This is a genomic window from Streptomyces sp. SP18CS02 (assembly GCF_036322365.1).
Lineage (GTDB): Bacteria > Actinomycetota > Actinomycetes > Streptomycetales > Streptomycetaceae > Streptomyces.
In genome coordinates this window covers 441055-467162 of the sequence record NZ_JAQYXC010000289.1, presented here as the reverse complement: position 1 = coordinate 467162, position 26108 = coordinate 441055, and the positions used below count along the sequence as shown (strand labels likewise).

Below are 26108 nucleotides of genomic sequence, written 5' to 3'. Positions count from 1 at the left end.
CCGCCGGGGAGCGGGGCCGGGGGGCCGGTCACGGAAGGGCCGGGGGCGTCAGGCCGAAGACGCCGCCGACGCGGCGATGGCCGCGTCGATGGTGGGGAAGGCGAACCGGAAGCCCGAGTCCAGGAGGCGCCTGGGCAGGACCCGCTGGCTGCCCAGGACGTCCTCGGCGAAGTCCCCGAGGGCGATCCGCAGCGCCGGGGCCGGCACGGGAAAGGGCGTCGGGCGGCGCAGCACGCGCCCCATGGCGGCCGTCACCTCACGGTTGGTCACCGGGTGCGGGGCCGTCAGGTTCACCGGCCCGGACAGCGTTTCGGTGTCCAGGATGTGCCGCAGCGCCGCCACCTCGTCGTGCAGGGAGATGAAGCTCCAGTACTGCTCGCCCGAGCCGAGCCGGCCGCCCAGCCCCGCCCGGAAGATCGGGAAGAGCCGGCCCCACGCCCCGCCCTCGCGGGCGACGACCAGGCCGGTGCGGGCGTACGCGACGCGGATGCCCGCCTCCTCCGCGGCGGCCGCGGCGGCCTCCCACTCCACGCATACGGACGGCAGGAACCCCTTGCCCGACGGCGCCGCCTCGTCCACGGCCCGGGCGCCCGTGTCGCCGTAGTAGCCGAGCGCCGTCCCGCAGAGCAGGACCTCCGGCGGCGTGTCCAGGGAGGCCAGGGCCTGCGCGACGGCGGTCGTGCCGAGCACCCGGCTGTCCCGGATCTCCCGCTTGTACGCCTCGGTCCAGCGGCGTTCGCCGACGCCCGCGCCCGCCAGGTGGACGACGGCGTCGCAGCCGACCAGGCCGGCCGCGTCGACGTACTGCCGGGCGGGGTCCCATTCGACCTCGTCGCCGGTCCGGGCGGGTCGCCGTACCAGCCGTACGACGTCGTGGCCGTCGGCCCGCAGGGAGCGGACGAGCGCCGTGCCGATGAGACCGGTGGAGCCGGTGATGGCGATACGAGAACGTTGCATGGGCCCATCCTGCCTCCATGGCACAGTGACGTTCATGACCTCGCCCCACATACGCCTCGCCCGTCCCACCGACGATGCGGCACTCGCACGGATCGACCGTGAGACGTGGTCGCCGCTGCACGCCGTCGTACCGCGGCCCCAGCCGCCGTACGACCCGTTCTTCGACTGCAACCACCGCCCCGCCGACTTCCTGGTGGCCGAGATCGCCCCCACCGGGGCCGGTGAAGCCGGCGGGACCGCTGGGACCGGTCATGGCGCCCCGGCCGCGCTCCGTACGGCCGGATACCTGCGGCTCGTGCCGCCCACCCCGCTGGCCTGCAACGCCCACGTCCGCCAGATCCAGGGACTCGCCGTGGCCGAGTGGGCGCGCGGCCGGGGGGTCGCGAGGGCCCTGCTGCGGGCGTCCTTCGACGAGGCGCGGCGGCAGGGCGCCACGCGCATGACCCTGCGGGTGCTCGGCCACAACGAGCCCGCGCGCACGCTGTACACCTCCGAGGGCTTCGTCGTGGAGGGCGTCCTGCCCGGCGAGTTCCACCTGGACGGCCGGTACGTCGACGACATCCTCATGGGCCGCGATCTGACCGGCGGCCCCGGCTCCGGCGGACAGGAGGCGTAAGGACCCGGGCCGCTTCCAGCGCCGTCACCGCACGGCGAACCGGTCCCACAGCCGGGGGAACCGGTCGGCCAGCGCGTCGTCGTCGTCGAAGTCGAACGGCGTCCCCGTCGGCTCGGGCGGCTGCGGCGGGATGCCCAGGTCGGGCGTGACGGCGCCGGTCAGCTGCTCGTACGCCTCGTCGGCCGCGTACCCCAGCTCCTCCCCGTCCCCGTCGAGCTCCTCGTCGAACTCGTCCAGGAGCTCCGCGAGGGCGTCCACCTCGTGCATCGCGCCCTCGAACACCTCCCGCCCCTGACCGATCAGCCAGCACCGGAAGTAGTCGAACGCGTCATCGCCGGCGCCGCCCATCAGGATCGCGGCGGCGCCCCACAGGTCCCAGGAGTAGGCACGGTTGTAGCGGGCCTCGAAATGCCGTGCGAAGTCCAGCACGGAGTCCGGGTCGAGCTGGAGCAGCCGTTCGACGAGCAGCTCGGCGTGGTCCTCCGGGTCATCTCCGGCGGCCTCACGGGTGGTGTCGATGATCTCCCAGAACTCCGTCTCGTCCATCACGGGACAAGCATCGTGGTTGCCGGGGAACGGCGCACGCGGAGCGGCCGAAATGAAACCGGACAGCAGGTGTCGGGTTTCGCTGCGACCGTCGACATATGACGAACCAGAACCAGGAAAAGCCGCTCGCCGGAAGGGTCGCGCTCGTCGCGGGCGCCACCCGGGGCGCGGGCCGCGCCATCGCCGTACAGCTCGGTACGGCCGGAGCCACCGTCTACGCGACCGGCCGCACCACCCGCACCGGCGTCAGTGAGGTCGGCCGGGCCACCGAGACCATCGAGGAGACCGCGGAACTGGTCACCGCCGCCGGCGGCCAGGGCATCGCCGTACCGACCGACCACCTCCAGGTGGAACAGGTCCGCGAGCTGATCGCCCGCATCGACCAGGAACACGGACGGCTCGACATCCTCGTCAACAGCCTCTGGGGCGGCGACCACCTCATCCCCTGGGGCAGGAAGATGTGGGAGACGGACCTCGACCAGGGCATGCGCATGCTGGAGCTCGGCGTCCGCAGCCACATCATCACCAGCAGCTGCGCACTGCCGCTGCTCATCAGGAACCCCGGTGGCCTGGTCGTGGAGATGACGGACGGCACCACCGAGTACAACGAGAGGTTCCGTGAGAACTTCTACTTCGACCTCGCCAAGAACGCCCCCCTGCGCATGGCCTTCGCCCTCGGAGAGGACCTCAAGGAGGTGGGCGGTACGGCGGTGGCCATGAGCCCCGGCTATCTGCGCTCCGAGATCATGCTCGACATCTACGGGGTGCGCGAGGAGAACTGGCGCGACGCCGTGGAGAAGGAGCCGCACTTCGCCATCGCCGAATCGCCCGTGTACGTGGGCCGGGCGGTCGCCGCGCTGGCCGCCGACCCCGGGCGCGCGCGGTGGAACGGCCGGTCCCTCTCCAGCGGGCAGATGGCCAAGGCGTACGGCTTCACCGACGCCGACGGGTCGCAGCCGGACGGCTGGGCCTATTTCATCGATGTCGTCCACGGCGGCAAGGAAGCCACCGCCGACGACTACCGCTGAGTCACCGGGTCACCCGTAGAGCCTGCCCATCCGGCGGGCCGCCGCGGCGAACCGCTCGCGCAACGAGGCCGGTCGCAGCACCTCCAGCTCCGGGCCGAGCCCCAGGAGCTGGCTGTGCGCGACGTCCTCCGACTCCACCGGCAGGGTGACCGTCACGCGGTCCCGCTCGTCCGGCGGACCGGCCGCCGCCAGCGCCTCGCGTGCGGCGGCCCGGTCCGTCGCGTACGGCAGCCGCCGGACCCCCTCCGGGGTGAGCCGGACCACCACCCGGGTACGCAGGATCGACCGGGCGAACTCCGCCGACCGCTCCTCCCAGAACGCCGGCAGGTCGAAGTCCTCCGAGCGGACGAAGCGGTCGTCGCCGAGGGCCACGGCGGTGAACCGGTCGACGCGGTACACCCGGAACGTCTCCCGCCCCGGCTCACCGGCCCGGGCACACAGGTACCAGACGCCCGCCTTGAGCACGAGCCCGTAGGGGGCCAGCTCCCGCTCGACCTCCCGCCGGTCCTCCCCGTCCCCCCGCCGGTAGCGGGCCGAGAGCATCCGGTCCTCCCACACCGCCTCGGCGATCACCGGCAGCAGCCCGGGCGTCTGCGGCTCCTGGTACCAGCCGGGCGCGTCCAGGTGGAAGCGCTGCGCGGCCGACGCGGGGGCGTCGCGCAACGAGGGCAGCAGCGCGGCCGACACCTTGAGGCGGGCCGCCGAGGCGGCGTCGTCCAGCCCCATCTCGCGCAGCGCGCCCGGCACCCCGGAGAGGAACAGCGCCTCCGCCTCGCCGCGGGCGAGACCGGTCAGCCGGGTGCGGTAGCCGCCGATCAGCCGGTAGCCGCCGGCCCGGCCCCGGTCCGCGTACACCGGCACCCCCGCCTCCGACAGCGCCAGCGCGTCCCGGGTGATCGTCCGCTCCGACACCTCCAGCTCACGGGCCAGCTCCGCGGCGGTCATGGACGGACGCGACTGGAGCAGGAGCACCATCTTGATCAGCCGGGCAGCGCGCATGCCCCCCATCATGCAGGAGGCCCCCGTCCGGCCTGGGCCGGCCGGGGGCCTCACCGCTCAGGGGCGGGTCCTACAGGCCGTAGCGCTCCCGGGCCTCCTTCACCGCGGAGGCCGGTACCTCACCGCGCCGGGCCAGCTGGGCCAGCGCCGCCACCACGATCGACTCGGCGTCCACACCGAAGTGGCGGCGGGCCGCCTCACGGGTGTCGGACAGACCGAAGCCGTCGGCGCCGAGCGAGCTGTAGTCCTGCTCGACCCACTGCGCGATCTGGTCCGGGACCTGGCGCATGTAGTCGCTCACCGCGAGCACCGGGCCCGGGGCGTCGGCCAGCGCCTGGCGGATGTACGGCACCCGCTCCTCGCCGCGCAGCAGCGCCTCGTCCGCCGCCAGCGCGTCGCGCCGCAGCTCGGTCCAGGAGGTCGCGGACCACACGTCGGCGTTCACGCCCCACTCGGCGGCCAGCAGCTCCTGGGCCTTCAGCGCCCAGTGGATCGCCGTACCGGAGGCCAGCAGCTGGGTGCGCGGCGCGTCGGCCGCCGCCCCCGCGCCCTCCTTGAACCGGTACAGGCCCTTGAGGATGCCCTCGTCGACGCCCGCGGGCTTCGCGGGCTGCGGCATCGGCTCGTTGTAGACCGTCAGGTAGTAGAAGACGTTCGGGTCCTCGCCCGGCGCGGCCTCGCCGTACATCCGGCGCAGACCGTCCTTGACGATCGCCGCGACCTCGTAGGCGAACGCCGGGTCGTACGTCAGCGCCGCCGGGTTCGTCGCCGCGATCACCGGCGAGTGGCCGTCGGCGTGCTGGAGGCCCTCACCCGTCAGGGTCGTACGGCCCGCGGTGGCGCCCACCAGGAAGCCGCGGCCCAGCTGGTCGCCGAGCTGCCACATCTGGTCGGCCGTGCGCTGCCAGCCGAACATCGAGTAGAAGATGTAGAACGGGATCATCGCTTCGCCGTGCGTGGAGTACGCGGTCGACGCGGCGATGAAGTCGGCCATCGAGCCGGCCTCGGTGATGCCCTCGTTGAGGATCTGGCCGTCCTTGGCCTCGCGGTAGTACATCAGCTGGTCGCGGTCGACCGGCTCGTACGTCTGGCCCTTCGGCGAGTAGATGCCGAGCGAGGGGAACAGCGACTCCATGCCGAAGGTGCGGGCCTCGTCCGGGACGATCGGGACCCAGCGCCTGCCGGTCTCCTTGTCACGGATGAGGTCCTTCATCAGACGGACGAAGGCCATGGTGGTCGCGACGGACTGGGTGCCGGAGCCCTTGTCGAAGGCGGCGAACGACTTGTCCGCCGGCGCGGGCAGCGGGGCCAGGGCGTGGGTGCGGCGGGCCGGGGCCGGGCCGCCCAGCGCGGCGCGGCGCTCGGTGAGGTAGCGGACCTCGGCGGAGTCGGCGCCCGGGTGGCCGTAGGGGACCTGGCCGTCGGCGAACGCCGAGTCCGGGATGGGCAGACCGAGCAGGTCGCGCATGCCCTTGAACTCGTCGACCGACAGCTTCTTCATCTGGTGGTTGGCGTTCTTCGACTCGAAGCCCTTGCCGAGGGTGAAGCCCTTCACCGTCTGCGCGAGGATCACGGTCGGCGCGCCCTTGTGGGCGAGGGCCGCCTTGTACGCCGCGTACACCTTCCGCGACTCGTGGCCGCCGCGCGAGAGGTGGAAGCACTCGAGGATCTTGTCGTCGGACAGGACCGACCCCAGCTGGACGAGCGCGGGCTCGGAGCCGAAGAAGTGCTCACGGATGTACGCGGCGTCGCGCGTCGCGTACGTCTGGAACTGAGCGTCCGGCACCTCACGCAGGCGCCGCACCAGCGCGCCCGTGGTGTCGAGCTGGAACAGCTCGTCCCAGGCGGTGCCCCAGAGCGACTTCACGACGTTCCAGCCGGCGCCGCGGAACTGGGCCTCCAGCTCCTGGACGATCTTGAAGTTGGCGCGGACCGGGCCGTCGAGGCGCTGGAGGTTGCAGTTGATGACGAAGGTCAGGTTGTCGAGACCCTCGCGGGCGGCGAGCGCGAGTGCCGCCGTCGACTCGGGCTCGTCCATCTCGCCGTCACCGAGGAACGCCCAGACGTGGCTGTTGGAGACGTCCTTGATGTTGCGGTTGGTCAGGTAGCGGTTGAACCGCGCCTGGTAGATCGCCGACAGCGGGCCGAGGCCCATCGACACCGTCGGGAACTCCCACAGCCACGGCAGACGGCGCGGGTGCGGGTAGGACGGCAGGCCGTCGCCGCCCGACTCCTGGCGGAACTTGTCGAGGTGCGCCTCGGTGAGGCGGCCGTCGAGGAAGGCGCGGGCGTAGATGCCGGGGGAGGCGTGGCCCTGGATGTAGAGCTGGTCGCCGGAGCCGGGCGCTTCCGGGGATTCCTTGCCGCGGAAGAAGTGGTTGAAGCCCGTCTCGTAGAGCCAGGCGGCGGAGGCGAAGGTGGCGATGTGGCCGCCGACGCCGTACTTGGAACCGCGGCTGACCATCGCGGCCGCGTTCCAGCGGTTCCACGCGGTGATCTTCGCTTCCATCTCCTCGTCACCGTCGAAGCCGTAGCCCGGCTCGGCGGCGGTCGGGATGGTGTTGACGTAGTCGGTTTCGAGCAGCTTGGGCAGCGCGAGACCGGCGCCCTCGGCACGCTCCAGGGTGCGCCGCATCAGGTAGGCGGCGCGGTGCGGCCCGGCCGCCTCGGTGACGGCGTCGAGCGACGCCTGCCACTCGGCGGTCTCCTCGGGATCGCGGTCCGGCAGCTGGTCGAGCTCGCTCGGCTGGATGCGGGTGGGGTCGGTCATAGTCGCCGCCTTCCGGAGTCGAAGGGGTGGGAGCCCTTGGTCTTGGCAGGACAGGGCGAGGGGGACCTCTGTTGAAGTCCGCGGACGACTGTACGACTGTGATCGATGATCGATCAAAGGGTTGAGGCGAAATTCTTATGTTGAGGGGCAAAGTAGGCATTGGGTGCCACGGAAACGGGCACCCGGTGCCTTGTTTTTCCAGGTGAGGGGCGCCTTTTGAGCGCTGCCCGCGCAGAATGAGCGGCTACGGGGAGCTACCGGTCGGGTGCGCGGACGGTCGCGTCCCTCCGCGTCGGGGGGAGCCGCACCCGGGAGGGCACCCGCGGGAGGGCGGGGCCGTCACGCCCGGGGCGCGCAGCCCAGGACGTGTTCCTTCACGAGCACGCCGATCCGGGGGTCCCGGCGGCGGAACGCGTCGACGAGCTCCTCGTGCTCCTCCGCGTACGACTTCTGCACGGTTCCCAGCCAGCGGATCGACAGCGCGGTGAACACCTCGATGCCGAGCCCCTCCCAGGTGTGCAGCAGCACGCCGTTCCCCGCGGCCCGCACCAGCTCCCGGTGGAAGCCCACGGTGTGCCGCACCTGCGCCGTACCGTCCGCGTCGGCGTCCGCCACGTACAGGGCGGCGACGTGCGGCTCCAGCGCGGAGCAGTCGTCGGCCAGCCGCTCGGCGGCCAGTTCGGCGGCGATCTGCTCCAGGCCGGCCCGCACCGGGTAGCTCTCCTCCAGGTCGGCCGCCGTCAGGTTGCGCACTCGCACGCCCTTGTTGGGCGCCGACTCGATCAGCCGCAGGCTCTCCAGCTCGCGCAGCGCCTCCCGTACGGGGGTCTGGCTGACCTCCAGCTCGGTCGCGATCCGCCGCTCCACGATCCGCTCACCGGGCTTCCAACGGCCGCTGACGATCCCCTCCACGATGTGCTCGCGGATCTGCTCGCGCAGCGAGTGGACGACGGGCGGGGTCATGAAGTGCTCCTTAGGCAGGGCGTCGACTCCTAGACAATACGGCGGTGCCCCCGCCCGGAAGTGTTCCGGACGGGGGCACCGCTCGTGAGGCTGATTACAGGGGCGGGACTACAGGCCGAGGTCGACCTCGAACTCGCCCGCCTCCAGGATCGCCTTGACGGCCGTCAGGTAACGGGCCGCGTCGGCACCGTCCACCAGGCGGTGGTCGTAGGAGAGCGACAGGTACGTCATGTCGCGCACCGCGATGGTCTCGCCCAGGTCCGGGTGGTTGATGACCACCGGGCGCTTGACGGTGGCACCGATGCCCAGGATGGCTGCCTGGTTCGGCGGCACGATGACCGTGTCGAACAGCGCACCGCGCGAGCCGGTGTTGCTGATGGTGAAGGTGGCGCCGGACATGTCGTCCGGGGTGAGGCCACCGCCACGGGCCTTGCCCGCCAGCTCCGCGGTCTTCTTGGAGATGCCGGCGATGTTCAGGTCGCCCGCACCCTTGATGACCGGGGTCATCAGACCCTTCTCGGCGTCCACGGCGATGCCGATGTTCTCCGAGTCGAAGTACGTGATCGTGCCCTCGTCCTCGTTGATCCGGGCGTTGATGACCGGGTGGGCCTTCAGCGCCTGGGCCGCCGCCTTCACGAAGAACGGCATCGGGGACAGCTTGACGCCCTCGCGGGCCGCGAACGCGTCCTTGGCACGGGCGCGCAGCTTCATCAGCTTGGTGATGTCGACCTCGACGACCGAGGTCAGCTGGGCCTGCGAGTGCAGGGCCTTCATCATGTTGTCGCCGATGACCTTGCGCATGCGGGTCATCTTGACCGTCTGGCCGCGCAGCGGGGACGGCTCGACGGAGACGGCCTTGGCCTGCGGGGCGGCGGCGGGAGCGGCGGCCTGGGCCGGAGCCGGGGCGGCCTTGGCGGCCTCGGCGGCCGCGACGACGTCCTGCTTGCGGATACGGCCACCGACGCCGGTGCCCTTGACGGACGCCAGGTCGACACCGTTCTCGGCGGCGAGCTTGCGGACCAGCGGGGTCACGTAGGCGCCGTCGTCCGCCGGCTGGGCGGCGGCGGGGGCCTGGGCCGGAGCCGGAGCAGCCTGGGCCGGAGCCGGGGCGGCCTGGGCCGGGGCGGCCTGGGCCGGAGCCGGGGCCGGAGCCGGAGCGGCGGGGGCCGGGGCGGGGGCCTGGGCCGGAGCCGGGGCGGCCGGAGCGGCAGCCTGGGCCGGAGCCGGAGCGGCCGGAGCGGCGGCGGGGGCCGGAGCAGCCTGGGCCGGGGCGGCCTGGGCCGGAGCCGGAGCGGCCGGAGCGGCACCCGGAGCACCGATGACGGCCAGCTTGGCGCCGACCTCGGCGGTCTCGTCCTCGGCGACGACGATCTCCAGCAGCACGCCGGAGGCCGGGGCGGGGATCTCGGTGTCGACCTTGTCCGTGGAGACCTCGAGCAGCGGCTCGTCCTCCGTGACCTCCTCGCCGACCTCCTTCAGCCAGCGGGTGACGGTGCCTTCGGTGACCGACTCGCCCAGCGCGGGCAGAACGACGTCGGTGCCGGAGGCGCCACCGGCCGGGGCCTGGGCGGCGGGAGCCTCGGCGGCGGGGGCTTCAGCGGCCGGGGCCTGGGCGGCCGGGGCCTGGGCGGCGGGAGCCTCGGCGGCGGGGGCTTCAGCGGCCGGGGCCTGGGCGGCCGGGGCCTCGGCGGCAGGTGCCTCCTCGGCGGCGGGGGCCGGGGCAGCGGCCGGCGCGCCGGTGCCGTCGTCGATGACGGCCAGCTCGGCGCCGACCTCGACGGTCTCGTCCTCGGCGACCTTGATGGACGCCAGGACGCCCGAGGCGGGGGCCGGGATCTCGGTGTCGACCTTGTCCGTCGACACCTCCAGCAGCGGCTCGTCGGCCTCGACGCGCTCGCCCTCGGCCTTCAGCCAGCGGGTGACAGTGCCCTCGGTGACGCTCTCGCCGAGCGCCGGCAGGGTTACGGAAACCGACATGGTTTCAGTTGCTCCTATCGAAATTGCGGAAAGTGGTCGTCGCGCCCGACTGTGTCTTCCTGGGGGGCGCCCCCAGACCCCCAGAGGGCTCAGTCGTGGGAGTGGAGGGGCTTGCCGGCCAGGGCCAGGTGGGCCTCGCCGAGCGCCTCGTTCTGCGTCGGGTGGGCGTGGATGAGCTGCGCGACCTCGGCCGGCAGCGCCTCCCAGTTGTAGATCAGCTGAGCTTCGCCGACCTGCTCGCCCATGCGGTCACCGACCATGTGGACGCCGACCACGGCACCATCCTTGACCTGGACGAGCTTGATCTCGCCCGCGGTCTTCAGGATCTTGCTCTTGCCGTTGCCCGCAAGGTTGTACTTCAGAGCGACGACCTTGTCCGCGCCGTAGATCTCCTTGGCCTTGGCCTCGGTGATGCCCACGGAGGCGACCTCGGGGTGGCAGTACGTCACCCGGGGCACGCCGTCGTAGTCGATCGGGACGGTCTTCAGACCGGCCAGACGCTCCGCCACCAGCATGCCCTCGGCGAAGCCGACATGCGCGAGCTGGAGGGTCGGGACGAGGTCGCCCACGGCCGAGACGGTCGGCACGTTCGTCCGCATGTACTCGTCGACGAGGACGTAGCCGCGGTCCATCGCGACGCCCTGCTCCTCGTAGCCGAGACCGGCGGAGACGGGGCCGCGGCCGATGGCGACCAGCAGGACCTCGGCCTCGAAGGTCTTGCCGTCGGCCAGGGTGACCTTGACACCGGAGTCGGTGTACTCGGCGCTCTGGAAGAAGGTGCCGAGGTTGAACTTGATGCCGCGCTTGCGGAAGGCACGCTCAAGGAGCTTCGAGCTGTTCTCGTCCTCGACGGGGACGAGGTGCTTCAGGCCCTCGATGACGGTGACGTCGGTGCCGAAGGACTTCCACGCCGAGGCGAACTCGACGCCGATGACGCCGCCGCCCAGGATGATCGCCGACTCCGGGACGCGGTCCAGCGTCAGCGCGTGGTCCGAGGAGATGATGCGGTTGCCGTCGATCTCCAGGCCCGGCAGCGACTTCGGTACGGAACCGGTCGCGAGGAGGACGTGGCGGCCCTCGACCCGCTGGCCGTTCACGTCGACGGAGGTGGGGGAGGACAGCCGGCCCTCGCCCTCGATGTAGGTCACCTTGCGGGAGGCGACCAGACCCTGCAGGCCCTTGTAGAGGCCCGAGATCACGTCGTCCTTGTACTTGTGGACGGCCTTGATGTCGATGCCCTCGAAGGTGGTGAGCACGCCGAACTGGTCCGCCTCACGGGCCTGGTCCGCGATCTCACCGGCGTGGAGCAGGGCCTTGGTGGGGATGCAGCCGTTGTGCAGGCAGGTGCCGCCGAGCTTGTTCTTCTCGATCAGTGCGACGTCCAGGCCCAGCTGCGCACCTCGAAGGGCCGCGGCGTAACCGCCACTGCCACCGCCGAGGATCACTAGGTCGAAAACGGTGCTGGCGTCGTTCGCCACGTCACGTCCTCCATGCATGTGCGCCGGTCGCCGGTCGTCGACGACCGGGCGGCGGCTGGTGTTCGGCCGCTTTTCGTCGGCCCTGTGGTGGGGGCCCTGTCCTGCCGAGAACCCATCTTCGCACTTGTTGCCGGAGTCCGGGACGCGGGGCCGGGGTCTGAGACGGCTGATCGTCCGCGCTCCCGGGTTACCAACGCGTACAGACGTACGGATTTCGTCGAAAGCGAACGCGCCGTTCATCCGGTGGGCACGGTCCCGCCGCCGGCCGCGCGCGGTCCCGGACGCGGAGCGCGGCGGTCCCGGACGCGCGGGCGTCCGGGACCGCCGCCCGGGATCAGCCCCCGTCGGGTCCCGCGCAGGTCGCCCGAAGGCCCCCTTCAGGCCTCCGGGTCCGACGACCGGATCCCGCCGGGCCGGATCCCGCCGGGCGGGGGGCCGGACGGCGAGGGGACCAGGGCCTCTCGCGTCCGGTCGTCCTATACCTCTCCGGGTCCTGTCGTCTCCGTACGTCTCCGGACGGAGAGTCCTAGCCGAGGTCCCCCGACGCCGTGCGCTCCGCCAGCTTGACCAGGGTGCGGACCGACGAGCCGGTGCCGCCCTTGGGGGTATAGCCGTAGGGCGCGCCCTCGTGGAAGGCCGGACCCGCGATGTCCAGGTGGGCCCAGGTGATGCCCTCGCCGACGAACTCCTTCAGGAACAGGCCGGCGACCAGGCCGCCACCCATGCGCTCGCCCATGTTGGCCATGTCCGCGGTGGGGGAGTCCATGCCCTTGCGCAGGTCGGCGGGGAGCGGCATCGGCCAGGACTGCTCGCCGACCTCCTCCGCGATCTCGTGGATCGAGGTACGGAAGGCGTCGTCGTTGGCCATGATCCCGAACGTGCGGTTGCCCAGCGCCAGCACCATCGCGCCGGTCAGCGTCGCCACGTCGACGATCGCGTCCGGGTTCTCCTCCGACGCCTTGGCCAGGGCGTCGGCCAGGACCAGGCGGCCCTCCGCGTCGGTGTTGAGCACCTCGACGGTCTTGCCGCTGTACATCCGCAGCACGTCGCCGGGGCGGACGGCGGAACCGGAGGGCATGTTCTCGGCGAGCGCCAGCCAGCCGGTGACGTTCACCCGCAGACCCAGGCGGGCGACCGCGACGACGGCGGCGAACACCGCGGCGGCGCCGCTCATGTCGCACTTCATCGTCTCGTTGTGGCCGGCCGGCTTGAGGGAGATGCCGCCCGAGTCGTAGGTGATGCCCTTGCCGACGAGGGCGAGGGTCTTCTCCGCCTTCGGGTGCGTGTAGGCGAGGCGGACCAGGCGCGGGGTGTGCTCGGAGCCCTGGCCGACGCCGAGGATGCCGCCGTAGCCGCCCTTGACGAGCGCCTTCTCGTCGAGCACCTGCACCTTGATGCCGTGCTCCTTGCCGGCCGCGGTGGCGATGGCGGCGAAGGACTCGGGGTAGAGGTCGTTCGGCGGGGTGTTGATCAGGTCGCGGGCGCGGTTGATCTCCTCCACCAGCGCGATCGCGCGCTCGGCCGCGGCCTTGAACGCCTTGTCGCGCGGCTTGGTGCCGAGCAGCGTCACCTCGGCGAGCGGACCCTTCGCGTCCTTGGCGTCGCCGGACCGGTAGGCGGTGAAGGCGTACGCGCCCAGGAGGGCGCCCTCCGCGATCGCCTCGGCGTCCTCGACGGCCCCGATGGGCAGCGCGAACGCGGCCTTCTTCGTGCCGGACAGGGCACGGGCGGCGTTGCCGGCGGCGCGGCGCAGGGCCTCGGCGTCGTAGTCCTCGTCCTTCTCCGGGGCGGTGCCCAGGCCGACGGCGAGCACGACGGGGGCCTTCAGACCGGACGGCGAGGGCACCTTGGTCACCTCACCCTCGGAGCCGGACGCGCCGAGGGTCTCCAGGACGGCGGCGAGCTTGCCGCCGAACGCCTTGTCCACGGCCTCGGCGCCCGGCGCTACCACGAGCCCCTTGCCGCCCTTCGGCTTGGCGACGCCGACCACGAGGGCGTCGGCGCGCAGCGTCGCGGCACCGGCAGTGCTGAGAGTGAGAGCAGTCACGGTGGTGAAATCTCGCTTCCGTTGAGTTCTGGGCGGTCTGCGCGGCCACCCCCTGACGGGGTGGGCCGGCCGTGCCCGCCGCATCGTAATTCGGCCCACTGAGCGCCGGGACCGAGCCTACGCGCGCTCCCGAGTCTCGCTCACGGCAGCGGTAGTTCACTCATCCGTGGTGTGTCGTCGATGTTTTCGGCCTCCACTCGTGAGAGCTGCGTCACACTCCCTGCAATCGCGCAAGGGAGCAACGTACGCCTTTGCATCATCTCCACAGATCCTCCCTGTGCCCGCACGCACACCGGAGGAGCCACAAGGGGGGACATCGTGCACACCCACAGTCATGCACATCGTGCCGTCAGAACGGCCGGTGCGCTGGTCGCCGCGGCCCTGGTCGCCGCGGCGGTCCCGGCCGGCCCGGCGGCCGCGGCCGAGCCCGCGCCGCGCGTCGACCTCACGGTGCTGGTCGTCGACGACGGCGGGGGAGCCGTCGGGGCGATCGCGTCCGAACTGAAGGGTTCCGGTGTGCCCCACCGGACCGTGCGCCTGGACGACCCGGGGCGGCCGGTCATCGACGCCGCCTTCCTCTCCGACACGCTCGACGGCCGGCCGCGCGCCAAGTACCAGGGCGTGGTGCTGCCCGACGAGGCCCCCTCCGGCATGGGACCGGCCGAGCGGGCGGCCCTCGCCGCGTACGAGAAGACCTTCGCCGTCCCGCAGGTCGACGCCTACACCTGGGCGCACCCGGGCGTCGGCCTCGACTACACCAGCGAGGGCGGGCGCTCGGGAGTGCTCGACGGCGTGGAGACCGCCGTCACCGCCGAGGGACGGACCGGAATCTTCCGCTACCTGGACGGGCCGCTGACGTTCGAGGACAACGCCCCGGACGTGTCGGAGAGCTACGGCTACGCCGGCCGCCCCCGGGCGGGCTTCACCAGCTTCCTGGACGTCCCCGCCGACGGCGGCGGCCGCGCCAGCCTGATCGGCGAGTACGCCCACGACGGCCGCCGCGAACTGGTCGTCACCTTCGCCTACAACCAGTACCAGCGACAGTTCCGCGCGCTCGCCCGCGGCATCGTGGAGTGGCTGACGCAGGGCGTGCACCTGGGGCAGACCCGCAACTACTTCTCCGTCCACGTCGACGACGTCTTGGCCCCCGACGCCCGCTGGGACACCGTCCGCAACTGCACCCCCGGCGACTTCGACTGCGTGGGCGGGGACGGCGAGGGCACCGCGCCGATCCGGATGACCGCCGCGGACGCGCAGTACGCGGCGGCGTGGCAGCGCTCCAGCGGCTTCACCCTCGACATGGTCTACAACGCGGGCGCCGGCGAGGAGTGGAAGGCCGAGAACGGCGGCAGCGACCCCCTCACCACCCAGCTCCTCGCCGACCGGGCCCAGTACCGGTGGGTCAACCACACCTACACGCACCCCTTCCTCGGCTGCGTGCAGGACACCTCCGCCGTGCCCTGGCGGTGCGCCCGGGACGCGGCCGGCGGGACGCTCTGGATGAGCCGTGCCGAGATCGCCGCGCAGATCCGCGACAACCACGCCTGGGCCGTCTCCAAGGGCGTCTCCGTCGACCGCGCCGAACTCGTCACCGGTGAGCACTCGGGTCTGAGAACCCTGCCGCAACAGCCCACGGACAACCCCAACCTGGCCGGCGCCCTCGCCGACAACGGCGTCAAGTGGATCGCCTCCGACAACTCGCGCGAGCCACAGCAGCGCGCCGTCGGCGCGGCCTCGACCGTGCCCCGCCACCCGATGAACGTGTACTACAACGTCGGTACGGCCGCCGAGATGGCCGACGAGTACAACTGGATCTACACGGACACCGCGGACGGCGGCAGCGGCGTCTGCGCCACCAACCCGGCCTCCACCTGCCTCGACGAGCCGCTCGACACCGCGACCGGCTACGCCACCCACATCGTCCCGCAGGAGGCCCGCATCGCGCTGGGCCACATCGTCGCCAACGACCCGCGGCCGCACTACGTCCACCAGTCCAACCTCGCCGAGGAGCGCATCCTCTACCCGGTCCTGGACAGGATCCTGGCCGACTACCGCGCCCTCTTCGCGGACAACACCCCCCTGGTCAACCCCCGCCACCGCGACGCCGGTACGGAGCTGGCGCGCCGTGCCGCCTGGGACAAGGCCCTCGCCGACGGCAAGGTCACCGCGTACCGCATCGGCAACACCGTCACCGTCAAGGCACCCTCCGGTGTGAGCGCCCCCCTCACCGCGCCCGAGGGCACGCGCAAGCGACTGCTGCTCGGCACGGCGGCCTTCGGCACCGCGTACGCCGGGGCGCGCTCGGCCTGGACCGCCCCGGAGGCGCTCCAGTCCGCGATCACGCTCACGCTGCCGACCGCCTGACCGATCCAACGGGGGGACCACCATGCCCAGCAGCGGCCGTCATGTCACCATGCTCACCGAAGGCACCTATCCGCACGTCCACGGGGGCGTGAGCACCTGGTGCGACCAACTCGTCCGCGGCATGCCCGAGGTGGACTTCCAGGTCCTGGCCCTCACCGGCAGCGGCCGGGAACCGGTCACCTGGGAGCTGCCGCCCAATGTGTACCGGCACACCTCGTTCCCGCTGTGGGGGCCGACGCCGCGGCGCGGCCGGCCCCTGTTCGGCCGCGAGCGGCGCCGCTTCACCGACCTCTACGAACGCTTCCTGCTCTCCGTCCTCGACCCGGGCGCCGGCTGCCACTTCGGCGAGAGCCTGTACGCGCTCGCCGCCCTCGCCCGCGACGGGCGCCTCTCCACGGCGATGCGCTCCGAGTCCGCCGTGCGCTCGCTGATGTGGATCTGGACCCAGCCGCACCTGTCGACGGCCGCCGCACGGCCCACCGTCCACGACGCCCTGACCGCCACCGACCTCCTCGAACACGCGCTGCGGCCGCTCACGGCCCGGATCCCCGACGACGGCGTGGCGCACGCCGTCTCCAGCGGTCTCGCCACCCTCCCGGCGCTCGCCGCCCAGCACTTCGAAGGGGTGCCGTTCCTCCTGACCGAGCACGGCATCTACCTCCGGGAGCGCTACCTGGGCTACCGCACCGAGGCCCAGCCCTGGCCGGTGAAGGCGCTGATGCTCGGCTTCTACCGGGAGCTGAACTCGCTGGGCTACCGCAAGGCCGACCTGATCACCCCGTGCAACCAGTACAACCGGCGCTGGGAGGAACGCGGCGGCGCGCCCGCCGACCGCATCCGCACCGTCTACAACGGCGTCGACCCGCACGCCTTCCCCCTCGCCGGACCGGAACCGGCCGTTCCCACCCTCAGCTGGGCCGGCCGCATCGACCCGATCAAGGACCTGGAGACCCTGATCAGGGCGTACGCCATCGCCCGCGCGGAACTGCCCGAGCTGCGGCTGCGGTTGTTCGGCGGGGTCCCGGCCGGGGGCGAGGACTACCGGACCCGGCTGGAGAAGCTCGCCGCCGAGCTGGGCGTCACCGACGGCATCAGCTACGAGGGGAGGGTCTCCGACGTGGCCCGCGCCTATGCGGCGGGCAGCGTGGTGATGCTCTCCTCGATCAGCGAGGGCTTCCCCTTCTCCCTCATCGAGGCCATGTCCTGCGGCCGTGCCACCGTCTCCACCGACGTGGGCGGCGTACGGGAGGCGGTCGGCGACACCGGCCTGGTGGTGCCGCCCCGCGAACCGGCCGTGATGGCCGAGGCCGCGACCACCCTGCTGAGGGACGCGGAACGCCGCGCCGAACTGGGGCGCAGGGCCCGGCAGCGGGTCGTCGACCAGTTCACCCTGCGCCGCTCCGTCGACGGCTTCCGCCGCATCTACCTGGAGCTGGCCGGCGTGCCGGAACCCGAGCCCGCCGAGCCCGGGGACTGGACCCTCCGGCTGCGGATCACCGATCCCTGGTACCGCGAGGCCGTCGCCACCGACGAGGCCGCGTGATGAGCGGCTCCCTCTGGCTCAAGCCGGCCGCCACCGGCGACACCCTGCCCTTCGTCCCGCGCCCGCGGCCCAGCTGGGCCGCGGCCGACCCCCTCGACGAACTCACCAGCAGGCTGGAGGAGCTGATAGCGGCCGCCGTCCACCCCGACGAGATAGCGGCGATACTCGAATCCGACGGGATGAACGACGAGCACATACGGCTGACCTACGGCCGGGAGGACTCCTTCGCGCTCGCCGAAGAGCTCTACGCGCGCGTGGGGCGCCGGTTCACCGGACATCCCGTGCCGCCCGCCGGCCCGGCCCGGGGCGCCACCGAACGCGGACTGCTGGCCGACTGCCTGCTGCGCGGCCTCGTCTTCGCCCTGCCCGGCCTGGCCTATGTGCTCGGCGCCCCCTTCCTGACGGGCCCGCCCGGCGCGTTCGGTCTGCCCTCGGGGACGGTCCCCCTGCTCGCCGGGGCGGTCACCGGGTGGATGTGGAACCAGGCCCTGGCCCACCGGGCCTACTCCTGGCTGGGCCTGGGCGACCGTCAGGCCGCCGCGCGTGCCCTGCTCACCGGCGCCCCCGCGGGCGCGCTGACCGGTGCCGTCGTCGCGGTGGCGACGGCCGGGCCCGGGGAGTGGGGAGCGGTCGCGTTCGCCGCCGGCCAGTCGCTGTACCTCGCCGCCGCCACCGTACTGCTGGTCCTCGACCGGGAGCGGTCCCTGCTCTGCGCGCTGCTGCCGATGCTGGCCGGCGCGCCGTTCGCGTTCTGGCTCCCCCTCCCCCTCCTGGCGCGTGGAGCGTTGCTCCTCACCTCCCTGGTGGCGGCGCTCGTCCTCGGCGGCCTCGCCGTCCTCCCGGGCACGGCGCCCGGGCAGCCCGAAGGGGCCGCGCCCAGGCTCACCGCGTCGGTGCCCTACGGACTGTTCGGGCTCGGCACGGGCGGGCTCGTGCTGTACGCGGCCGTCGGCGACGTCCTGACCGGGGGACCGGGCGCCGCCGTGGCCGCGCCGTCCGCCGTCGCCCTCACCCTGTCCATGGGGCCCGCCGAGTGGCTGCTGCACCGCTTCCGCAGGGAGAGCCTCGCCGGGCTGCGGGCCGCCACCAGCGCCCGGGGCTTCCGCCGCGCCACGGCTGCCTCGCTCGCCCTGTGCCTCGCCGGCTACCTGCTGGTGCTGATCGCCTTGGCCGCGGCCGGGACACTGCTGTGGCCGGGGGCGCCCGGGCTCGGCGGCGTGCAGGCGGTGTCCCTGCTGCTCATCGGTACGGTCCTCTGGGCCGCCCTGCTGCTGCAGTCCTTCGGCGCGGTGCTGAGCGCGGCGGTGGTCTGCGGGGCGGCGGCCGCGGTGCAGACGCTGGCCCTGGTCACCGGGGCGGGCGATCCCCGGCTCGTGGGAGCGGGCATCGCGGGGGCGGCCGCCCTGGTGCTGACCGTGCTGGGCTGTGTACTGCTGGGGCGGGCCACCGCCCACCGCTCATGACGTCGTTAAGGAAACCTTTCCGTGGAGCTACTCGTGCCGTACTACGAGCACCCCGCCGTGCGCCCCGCCGAGTGGGACGCCATCATCGGCTCCGCTTCGCGGATCCACGCGGTGGTGCTCAACCCCGCGAGCGGCGCCGGCGACGCGCCCGACCCCGCGTTCCAGGCCGTCGCCGCCCGGCTGAGGGACGCCGGGACACGCATCCTGGGCTACGCGGACACGGGATACGGGCGGCGCGCCCACGCCGACGTCGTACGGGACATGACACGCCACCGCGACTGGTACGGCGCGGACGGGGCCTTCTTCGACCAGGTCCCGACCGGGCCCGAGTTCCTCGGCCACTACCGGCGCCTGGGTGTCGCGGCGCGGGCGGCGGGCGCCGCCACGCTCGTCCTCAACCACGGGGCGCACCCCCACCCCGCGTACGCGGCGCTGGCCGAACTGCTCGTCACGTTCGAAGGCCCCTGGGAGACCTACCGCGACCTCGACCTGCCGGTCGCCGACCACTACTGCCACCTGGTGTACGCGGCACCGGCGAGTGCTCGCCTCTCCACACGTGTCCGGTGCGCGGTCCCCGGCGGCGGGGCACATCCCTGGGGAACCCTTCCCCACGCCCTGGAGCGCCCCTGATGCGACGCCTGGTCCCCCTGCTGTCGGCGCTGCTGCTCCTGGCCGGCTGCACCGGCTCGCCCGACGGCGAGGCCCCCGGCCCCGCACCGCGCGCCGAGCGCTGGCAGCCGGAGCCGGGCCAGCCCTGGCAGTGGCAGCTCAGCGGCCGCCTCGACCCGGGCGTCGACGTGCCGGTGTACGACATCGACGGCTTCGACCACCAGGCGGCCGCCGTCGACGATCTCCACCGGCGCGGCCGCAAGGTGATCTGCTACCTCTCCACCGGAGCCTGGGAGGACTGGCGCCCCGACGCCGACGCGTTCCCCCGGGACACCCTGGGCCGGGGCAACGGCTGGGAGGGCGAGCGATGGCTCGACATCCGGCGCACCGACGTCCTCGAACCGCTGATGGCCGCCCGCTTCGACATGTGCCGCGACAAGGGCTTCGACGCGGTCGAACCCGACAACATGGACGGCTACAAGAACCCCACGGGCTTCCCCCTCACCGCGGCGGACCAGCTCCGCTACAACCGCCTCATCGCCCGGCTCGCCCACGAACGGGGCATGGCGGTGGGGCTGAAGAACGACCTGGACCAGATTCCCGAACTCGTCGGCGACTTCGACTTCGCCGTCAACGAGCAGTGCGCCCAGTACACCGAATGCGAGGACCTGACCCCGTTCATCGAGGCGGACAAGGCGGTCTTCCACGTGGAGTACGAGCTCACGACGGAGCAGTTCTGCCCCCTGGCGAAGAGGCTCCGCCTGAGCTCGATGCTGAAGAAGTACGAACTGGGGGCCTGGCGCCGGCCCTGTTAGGGGTGCCCTGTCGGATCGGGCCGGACCAGTGACCGGGGCTGCTGGGCCGCGCCCGGCACGCCGCCCTCGGGACGGTGCTGCGCCCGGTATGGACGAGGGTGCAGGACCTGCACCAGGGGGAGTTCACCCGCCACGCCCTGATGGTGGCCGAGCACGGCATCGGTGCCGCGCTCGCGGCGCTCGTCCCGGGCGGGCGGCTGCGCGACGGGGTGTGGGAGCTACCGGGGCCGGAGGCCCGGGACATCACGCTCGGCGGCCGGGGCGTGCTCGTGCCCACGTTCCACTGGACCGGCCACCCGCTGATCGCCGACCTGCCCGGCCGGCCCCTGGGCGTCACCTGTCCGGCCGGGCCCGGCCTTCCCCTCACGGCGGAGGGCGCCGACGACGGGGACGGTGCGCCGGCCGGGGTCCTCGGCCGTACCCGCCTCGCGATCCTGGTCCTGCTGGCCGGCGAACAGGCCACCGGCGGACTCGCCCGGCGTCTTGGGGTGAGCGATGCCACGGTCTCCGCCCACACCGCCGCCCTGCGCGGCGTGGGGCTCGTCACCACGGTCCGCGCGGGCCGGGCGGTCCTGCACCGGCGCACCGCCCTGGGCGCCCTCCTGGTCCGCCGCGCGGACCCGGTCCCTACGCCGCGCCCACGGTGAGCGCCACCAGGGCGACCGTCGCCGCCGTCTCCGCCACCGCGCCGAAGACGTCCCCCGTCACCCCGCCGAGGCGTCGTACGCAGCGCCGCAGCAGCCACTCGCCCGCCAGCAGGGCCACCGCGGCCGCCAGCGCGTGGTGCAGCGCGTTCCACGCGCCCCACGGGGCGCCCGCCGCCGCGCACCCCGCCAGGACCGCGGCGCTCACCGCCAGGGCCCACCGCGCCGGGACCGTGCCCGCCACCACCGCGCCGAGCCCCTCGGGCCGGGCCGCCGGGACGGAGGCGCGCGAGGCGAGGGTGAGCGCCAGACGGGCGAGCGTGCCCGCGAGGACGGCGCCCACCGCGCCCCTCGCCCAGCCCTCCCCGTACAGCTCGTACAAGGCGGCGACCTGCGCCAGCAGCGTGAACAGCAGTGTGGTCACGCCGAACGGGCCGATGTCCGACTGCTTCATGATCCGCAGCGCGTCCTCGGCGGGCTTTCCGCTGCCCAGCCCGTCCGCGGTGTCCGCCAGGCCGTCCAGGTGCAGCCCCCGGGTCAGCACCGCCGGGACCGCGGCCGAGGCGACGGCGGCGAGCAGCGGTCCCGTGCCCAGCAGCAGGGACAGCACGCCGGCCGCCGCCGCGGCCAGCCCCACCACCAGGCCCGCCACCGGGGCGCACAGCATGCCCGTACGGGCCGCTCCGCGGTCCCAGCGGGTGACGTGGACGGGCAGCACGGTCAGCGTGCCGAAGGCGAACCGCAGGCCGTCGGCCGCCGGTCGATCGATGGATGAGGTCACCGCGCGCACAGTAGTCGCCGACCGGGAACGGTAAATTGCGCATAACGCGCAATACGGAAGCGGGTGGCATGGGTCACTGGTTCTATCGCAACATCGTCGAGCCCGGGAAGCTGCCGCTTCTGCTGGCGCTCGCCTCCTTCGTGCTGACCTTTCTGATCACCAGGACGGTGACCCGGCTCATCCGGGCCGGCAAGGGCCCCTTCCGCAACATCAGTCCCGGCGGTATGCACATCCACCATGTGGTCCCGGGCGTCGTCCTCACCCTGACCGGTGGCTTCGGCGCGGTCGCGGCGGACCGGCACGGCGTCGCCTCCGCCGTCTGCGCGATCGTCTTCGGCATGGGCGCGGGCCTCGTCCTCGACGAGTTCGCGCTGATCCTCCACCTCGACGACGTGTACTGGAGCGAACAGGGCCGCAAGAGCGTCGAGGCCGTCGTGCTCACCGCCGCCCTGGTCCTGCTGATCCTCCTCGGCTTCGCGCCGCTGGGCGTCAACGAGGTCGGCCCCGACGAGCGCCAGGACCGCCGCGGTTTCCTCCTCACCGTGGCGCTGAACTTCCTCTTCGTGCTGATCGCGCTGTTCAAGGGCAAGTTCCGGATGGCGGTCCTCGGCACCCTGGTGCCGTTCGTGGCCCTCTTCGGCGCTCTGCGGCTCGCCCGGCCCGGCTCCCTGTGGGCCCGCAAGGCATACCGCCGCAGGCCCAGGGCGCGGGCCAGGGCCGGGCTGCGCGCCTTCCACCACGACCGCCGCTGGAACGGCCTCAGACGCCGCTTCCAGGACCTGATCGCCGGCGCGCCCGACCGGCTGCCGCTGCGCCGCCCGGGGGACCGGCGCTGACGCCCGGCCGGACGGCGCGGATCCGTGCCCGGCGCCCGCTCCACGACATGGCCGCGCACACCGCCAGCACCGCCGCGATCGCCGCCAGGTGCTCCTTGCCCGCCAGGTTGTTCTTGACCAGCACCTCCACCACCATGGCCACGATCACCAGCCCGCCCGTGAACCAGGCCCGGTGGCGCCAGCAGACCAGGATCGCGAGGCCGACGACCGCCGCCGACGGCCCGGTGTCCACGACCTGCGCGTCGGTCCCGGGCAGCCCGAGCGGATGGCCGGGACCGAGTGCGATCCCGATCCGCGCGTACATCGTCCCGGCCAGGGTCGCGGCGTACGCGACGAGCAGCGTCCGGGCCCGGCCCAGACAGATCTCGGCGATCCCGAACACCAGCAGGATCTGCGCCAGGGCGCCCCACACCGGCAGGTCGAGGGCCGGTACGAAGAGCGACAGCGGGGTCCGCGCCAGCGCCGCCCCCAGGGGGTCCGCTGCCCGCACCGACCCGATGTCCTGCACCGGCTGGTAGCCCCAGGGCTGGTTCTGCACCACCTGGAAGACCGCCGTCAGGGTGACCGCGCAGAGGGTCATCGCGACCGCCCGCGCTCCGCGTGCGGCCAGCGCCGTGCGCACGGTCTCGTACAGCGGCCCCCATTCCCGGCGCGCGAACCGTCTCAACGCCGGCCCTCCAGACGGGTGCGGTGCAGCCACTTGGGCAGGCCGGGCGCCTCCAGGAAGCCTTCGGCGCGGCCCGCCGCGACTCCGATGCGCAACAGGTCGGCGCTCTTCTCGAAGAGCATGAATCGTGGCTCCCAGATCGGTCGGTACTTGGCGTTGGCGCGGTACAGCGACTCGATCTGCCACCAGCGGGAGAAGAAGCTGAGCAGCGAGCGCCACAGCCTCAGAACGGGTCCCGCCCCAAGCCTCGAGCCACGTTCGAAGACCGACCTGAACATCGCGAAGTTGAGTGAGACCTGAGTGATCCCGATCTCCTCGGCGCGCCGCAGCAGCTCGATGACCATGAACTCCATCAGGCCGTTCTCCGCGTCGCGCTCACGCCGCATCAGATCGAGCGACAGTCCGCCGGGCCCCCACGGCACGAACGACAGCAGCGCCCTGGCCCGCCCCTCGGCGTCGGCGCACTCGACCATCACGCACCGCCCGTCGGCCGGGTCGCCGAGCCGCCCGAGCGCCATGGAGAAACCCCGCTCGGTGGCGCCGTCCCGCCAGTCGTCGGCCCGCCGCAGCAGTCCGGCCATCTCGTCGTCCGGGATGTCCTCGTGGCGTCGGATCCGGACCTGGTAGCCGGCCCGCGCGATCCGGTTGTACGCCTGCCGTACGGTCCGCATCGCCCTGCCCTCCAGGGTGAACTCCGCGGTCTCCACGATCGCCTCGTCGCCCAGCTCCAGGGCGTCCAGGCCGTGCCGGGCGTAGACCGTGCCCGCCTCCTCGCTCGCACCCATCACGGCCGGGATCCAGCCGTGTTCGCGCGCCTCGGCCAGCCAGGGCCCGATCGCCCCGGGCCACGCCTCCGGGTCGCCGATCGGGTCGCCGGAGGCCAGGGAGACCCCGCCCACGACGCGGTAGGTCACGGCGGCCTTCCGGCTCGGCGACCAGACCACGCTCTTCTCGCGGCGCAGCGCGAAGTAGCCGAGCGAGTCGCGCTCGCCGTAGCGCTCCAGCAGCTCCCGCAGCCGCTCCTCGTCACCGGGGCCGAGGGGGTCGACCGCCCGGCGGGAGCGGAACGCCGCGTACAGCACGGCGACCAGCAGGGCGGTGGACATCACGTTGATGACGACGTCGGCCCAGCCCGGCGTGCGGATGCCGGGCAGACGGGAGGCGTCGGGGGCGAGGGTGACCAGGCGCAGCAGGCCGTAGCGCCAGCGCTCGGCGAAGGTGGAGTGGCCGGACGCCGTGTTGGTGACGGTGACCAGCGCGGCGGCGAGCAGCGAGGTGACCAGCAGCCCGCCGGCGGCCACGACCGTGGCCAGCGCCGGGTTGGAGCGGTCGCCCTTGGCGTAGAACTCCCTGCGGCTCACCAGCAGGGCCAGGACGAAGGCGGCGGTCAGGGCCAGGGAGATCCAGTTCTGCGCGTGCTGCCGGATCTCCGGGAAGGTCATCGCGACGGCGAAGAGCAGCAGGAAGAGTCCGCTCAGCACGAGGTCGAGGATCCAGGCCGCCCGTTTGCGGCGGCGCATGGTGATCGCCAGGAAGAGCGTGAACGCGCCGGAGGCGAAGCCGGCGCTGAGCAGGTACGGAGTGAAGAAGTCGTCCGTGTTGTGCCGTCGGAGGTCCTGGCCCAGGGAGACCCAGACGGCGCTCAGGAGGTTGATGGACGCGACGGCGCGCAGGTACCAGAGGGCGAACAGGGCACCGCGGCGCGACCGGACGGTGCTCGGGGGTGTTCCTTCGCCGGGCAAACGGACCTCTCCCATGAAACGTGATCATATGGGGCATCACGCATCATGGCGGGCGTCCGGTGCGGCCGCCCGGTCGGCGGCGGCCGCACCGGCGCGTCAGTCCGTGCCGCTCTCCCCGACGCGGCCTGCCGCGCCGTCCACGACACCGTCCTTGACGCCGTCCTCCGGGGCGTCCTCCACGGCGTTCTCCCCGTCGCTCTCCACGGGTGACGGGCGTTCCGGCAGCTCGGCCGCGAAGGCGGCGGCGGCCTGCACGAGGGGGAGTGCGAGCAGCGCCCCGGTCCCTTCCCCCACCGTGACGCCGTGGTCGAGCAGCGGGTTGAGCGCCATCCGGTCCAGCGCCTTCGACTGCCCCGGCTCCCCGCTCACCTGACCCGCCAGCCACCAGTCCGGGGCGCGGAACGCCGCCCGCTGCGCCACCAGCGCGCACGCCGCCGACACCACACCGTCCAGAATCACCGGCATCCGCCGCACGGCGCTCTGCAGCAGGAACCCGGTCATCGCCGCCAGGTCCGCGCCGCCCACCGCCGCCAGCAGCTCCAGCTGGTCGCCGAGGACCGGCCGGGCCCGGCGCAGCGCGTCACGGATCGCCGCGCACTTGCGCATCCACGCCAGGTCGTCGATGCCCGCCCCGCCGCGTCCGGTGACCACCGAGGCGTCGGTGCCGCACAACGCCGCGATCAGCGTGGCCGCGGGCGTCGTGCCGCCGACGCTGAGATCGCCCAGCACCACCAGGTCGGTGCCCGAGTCGGCCTCCTCGTCGGCGATCGCCATCCCCAGGCGCACGGCCCGCTCGGCCTCGTCCGCCGTCAGGGCGTCCTCGATGTCGATACGGCCGCTGCCGCGCCGCACCCGGTGGCGTACGACGTCCCGGGGCAGCAGCTCCGGGTCGCAGTCCACACCGGCGTCGACCACCCGCAGCGGAACGTTCATCCGGCGCGCCAGCACCGCCACCGGGCTCGCCCCGTCCAGCGCCGCCCGCACCAGCTCCCGCGCCCCGCCCGCCGCGCGGCCCGACACGCCCAGCTCCGCCACCCCGTGGTCGCCGGCGAACAGCACCACCCGCGGCCGGTCGACCGGCCGGACCGGGACGGCACCCTGCGCGGCCGAGAGCCACTCGCCCAGCTCGTCGAGACGGCCGAGCGCGCCCGGCGGAACGGAGAGCCGTTCCCGGCGTTCCTCGGCGTCGCGCCGCATACCGCTGTCGGGGCGCTCGATCAGATCGGAGAAGTCGTCGAGATTCAGCCTGCTCATTCGCCGAAC

21 protein-coding genes are annotated in these 26108 nt (G+C 73.1%); 9 read left to right on the top strand and 12 right to left on the bottom strand.

The features are described from left to right. Positions 1–48: 48 nt before the first annotated feature. A complete protein-coding gene (locus PUR26_RS22425) occupies positions 49–957 on the bottom strand; it encodes a TIGR01777 family oxidoreductase (protein WP_329874238.1) in 909 nt (302 codons plus the stop codon). 34 nt (positions 958–991) lie between these two features. Between PUR26_RS22425 and PUR26_RS22420 the strand changes: the two genes are divergently transcribed. Further along, a complete protein-coding gene (locus PUR26_RS22420) occupies positions 992–1573 on the top strand; it encodes a GNAT family N-acetyltransferase (RefSeq protein ID WP_329874237.1) in 582 nt (193 codons plus the stop codon). Positions 1574–1597: 24 nt separating this feature from the next. On the opposite strand, the gene PUR26_RS22415 is transcribed toward PUR26_RS22420, so the two are convergent. Next, positions 1598–2119 carry a DUF4240 domain-containing protein gene (locus tag PUR26_RS22415; RefSeq protein WP_329874312.1) on the bottom strand — a complete coding sequence of 174 codons (522 nt, stop codon included), beginning with the start codon at positions 2117–2119 and terminating at the stop codon, positions 1598–1600. A gap of 98 nt (positions 2120–2217) precedes the next feature. Here PUR26_RS22415 and PUR26_RS22410 point away from each other — a divergent pair, with 98 nt between their 5' ends. Beyond that, positions 2218–3147, top strand: coding sequence for an SDR family oxidoreductase (locus PUR26_RS22410; RefSeq protein ID WP_329874236.1), 930 nt, complete (start codon positions 2218–2220; stop codon positions 3145–3147). A gap of 9 nt (positions 3148–3156) precedes the next feature. Here the strand turns inward: PUR26_RS22410 and PUR26_RS22405 are convergent, their stop codons facing one another. The 6 genes from PUR26_RS22405 to PUR26_RS22380 form a co-directional block, all read right to left on the bottom strand. Then, complete coding sequence (locus PUR26_RS22405; protein WP_329874235.1) at positions 3157–4146, bottom strand: helix-turn-helix transcriptional regulator; 990 nt, start codon at positions 4144–4146, stop codon at positions 3157–3159. Positions 4147–4216: 70 nt separating this feature from the next. Then, a complete protein-coding gene (gene aceE / locus PUR26_RS22400; RefSeq protein ID WP_329874234.1) occupies positions 4217–6916 on the bottom strand; it encodes a pyruvate dehydrogenase (acetyl-transferring), homodimeric type in 2700 nt (899 codons plus the stop codon). 339 nt (positions 6917–7255) lie between these two features. Further along, entirely contained in the window at positions 7256–7879 is a 624-nt protein-coding gene (locus PUR26_RS22395) for a GntR family transcriptional regulator (RefSeq protein ID WP_329874233.1), read from the bottom strand. A gap of 108 nt (positions 7880–7987) precedes the next feature. Then, entirely contained in the window at positions 7988–9856 is a 1869-nt protein-coding gene (gene sucB, locus PUR26_RS22390) for a 2-oxoglutarate dehydrogenase, E2 component, dihydrolipoamide succinyltransferase (RefSeq protein ID WP_329874232.1), read from the bottom strand. 89 nt (positions 9857–9945) lie between these two features. Next, positions 9946–11334, bottom strand: coding sequence for a dihydrolipoyl dehydrogenase (gene lpdA, locus PUR26_RS22385; protein ID WP_329874231.1), 1389 nt, complete (start codon positions 11332–11334; stop codon positions 9946–9948). A gap of 526 nt (positions 11335–11860) precedes the next feature. Continuing rightward, entirely contained in the window at positions 11861–13381 is a 1521-nt protein-coding gene (locus PUR26_RS22380) for a leucyl aminopeptidase (protein ID WP_329874230.1), read from the bottom strand. A 318-nt stretch (positions 13382–13699) separates the two neighbouring features. Between PUR26_RS22380 and PUR26_RS22375 the strand changes: the two genes are divergently transcribed. From PUR26_RS22375 to PUR26_RS22350, 6 genes are all read left to right on the top strand, one after another. After that, entirely contained in the window at positions 13700–15745 is a 2046-nt protein-coding gene (locus PUR26_RS22375; RefSeq protein WP_329874229.1) for a hypothetical protein, read from the top strand. A gap of 22 nt (positions 15746–15767) precedes the next feature. After that, the gene (pelF, locus tag PUR26_RS22370) at positions 15768–17288 is read left to right on the top strand and encodes a GT4 family glycosyltransferase PelF (RefSeq protein ID WP_329874228.1); all 1521 of its coding nucleotides are present in this window, start codon (positions 15768–15770) and stop codon (positions 17286–17288) included. Beyond that, a complete protein-coding gene (locus PUR26_RS22365; RefSeq protein WP_329874227.1) occupies positions 17288–18751 on the top strand; it encodes a hypothetical protein in 1464 nt (487 codons plus the stop codon). The genes pelF and PUR26_RS22365 overlap by 1 nt, the downstream gene beginning before the upstream one ends. A 21-nt stretch (positions 18752–18772) precedes the next feature. Next, entirely contained in the window at positions 18773–19381 is a 609-nt protein-coding gene (locus PUR26_RS22360) for a spherulation-specific family 4 protein (RefSeq protein ID WP_329874226.1), read from the top strand. Then, positions 19381–20175 (top strand): endo alpha-1,4 polygalactosaminidase, encoded by a 795-nt coding sequence (locus tag PUR26_RS22355; protein WP_329874225.1) that lies wholly within the window; start codon positions 19381–19383, stop codon positions 20173–20175. Before PUR26_RS22360 ends, PUR26_RS22355 begins: the two co-directional genes overlap by 1 nt. 74 nt (positions 20176–20249) lie before the next feature. Further along, entirely contained in the window at positions 20250–20822 is a 573-nt protein-coding gene (locus tag PUR26_RS22350) for an ArsR/SmtB family transcription factor (RefSeq protein WP_329874224.1), read from the top strand. On the opposite strand, the gene PUR26_RS22345 is transcribed toward PUR26_RS22350, so the two are convergent. After that, positions 20803–21609: an adenosylcobinamide-GDP ribazoletransferase gene (locus PUR26_RS22345; RefSeq protein ID WP_329874223.1), complete on the bottom strand. Its 807-nt coding sequence runs from the start codon at positions 21607–21609 to the stop codon at positions 20803–20805. The two genes, PUR26_RS22350 and PUR26_RS22345, sit on opposite strands and share 20 nt — an antisense overlap. Positions 21610–21668: 59 nt before the next feature. Between PUR26_RS22345 and PUR26_RS22340 the strand changes: the two genes are divergently transcribed. Further along, positions 21669–22436 carry a hypothetical protein gene (locus PUR26_RS22340; RefSeq protein WP_329874222.1) on the top strand — a complete coding sequence of 256 codons (768 nt, stop codon included), beginning with the start codon at positions 21669–21671 and terminating at the stop codon, positions 22434–22436. Here the strand turns inward: PUR26_RS22340 and PUR26_RS22335 are convergent. From PUR26_RS22335 to cobT, 3 genes are all read right to left on the bottom strand, one after another. After that, positions 22360–23103, bottom strand: a complete 744-nt coding sequence (locus PUR26_RS22335) for a hypothetical protein (RefSeq protein ID WP_329874221.1) — start codon at positions 23101–23103, stop codon at positions 22360–22362. The two genes, PUR26_RS22340 and PUR26_RS22335, sit on opposite strands and share 77 nt — an antisense overlap. Further along, entirely contained in the window at positions 23100–24860 is a 1761-nt protein-coding gene (locus tag PUR26_RS22330) for a phosphatidylglycerol lysyltransferase domain-containing protein (RefSeq protein ID WP_329874220.1), read from the bottom strand. Before PUR26_RS22330 ends, PUR26_RS22335 begins: the two co-directional genes overlap by 4 nt. Positions 24861–24941: 81 nt before the next feature. After that, positions 24942–26099, bottom strand: a complete 1158-nt coding sequence (cobT, locus tag PUR26_RS22325) for a nicotinate-nucleotide--dimethylbenzimidazole phosphoribosyltransferase (protein ID WP_329874219.1) — start codon at positions 26097–26099, stop codon at positions 24942–24944. Between the last annotated feature and the right edge of the window lie 9 nt (positions 26100–26108).

Excerpts from the sequence above, each read along its gene's own strand:
- PUR26_RS22410 (WP_329874236.1), top strand. The coding sequence starts at position 2,218 with ATGACGAACCAGAACCAGGAAAAGCCGCTCGCCGGAAGGGTCGCGCTC.
- aceE (WP_329874234.1), bottom strand. The coding sequence starts at position 6,916 with ATGACCGACCCCACCCGCATCCAGCCGAGCGAGCTCGACCAGCTGCCG.
- PUR26_RS22395 (WP_329874233.1), bottom strand. The coding sequence starts at position 7,879 with ATGACCCCGCCCGTCGTCCACTCGCTGCGCGAGCAGATCCGCGAGCAC.
- PUR26_RS22415 (WP_329874312.1), bottom strand. The coding sequence starts at position 2,119 with ATGGACGAGACGGAGTTCTGGGAGATCATCGACACCACCCGTGAGGCC.
- PUR26_RS22420 (WP_329874237.1), top strand. The coding sequence starts at position 992 with ATGACCTCGCCCCACATACGCCTCGCCCGTCCCACCGACGATGCGGCA.
- PUR26_RS22365 (WP_329874227.1), top strand. The coding sequence starts at position 17,288 with ATGAGCGGCTCCCTCTGGCTCAAGCCGGCCGCCACCGGCGACACCCTG.
- sucB (WP_329874232.1), bottom strand. The coding sequence starts at position 9,856 with ATGTCGGTTTCCGTAACCCTGCCGGCGCTCGGCGAGAGCGTCACCGAG.
- PUR26_RS22425 (WP_329874238.1), bottom strand. The coding sequence starts at position 957 with ATGCAACGTTCTCGTATCGCCATCACCGGCTCCACCGGTCTCATCGGC.
- PUR26_RS22405 (WP_329874235.1), bottom strand. The coding sequence starts at position 4,146 with ATGCGCGCTGCCCGGCTGATCAAGATGGTGCTCCTGCTCCAGTCGCGT.
- pelF (WP_329874228.1), top strand. The coding sequence starts at position 15,768 with ATGCCCAGCAGCGGCCGTCATGTCACCATGCTCACCGAAGGCACCTAT.
- PUR26_RS22340 (WP_329874222.1), top strand. The coding sequence starts at position 21,669 with ATGGGTCACTGGTTCTATCGCAACATCGTCGAGCCCGGGAAGCTGCCG.
- cobT (WP_329874219.1), bottom strand. The coding sequence starts at position 26,099 with ATGAGCAGGCTGAATCTCGACGACTTCTCCGATCTGATCGAGCGCCCC.
- PUR26_RS22330 (WP_329874220.1), bottom strand. The coding sequence starts at position 24,860 with ATGGGAGAGGTCCGTTTGCCCGGCGAAGGAACACCCCCGAGCACCGTC.
- PUR26_RS22355 (WP_329874225.1), top strand. The coding sequence starts at position 19,381 with ATGCGACGCCTGGTCCCCCTGCTGTCGGCGCTGCTGCTCCTGGCCGGC.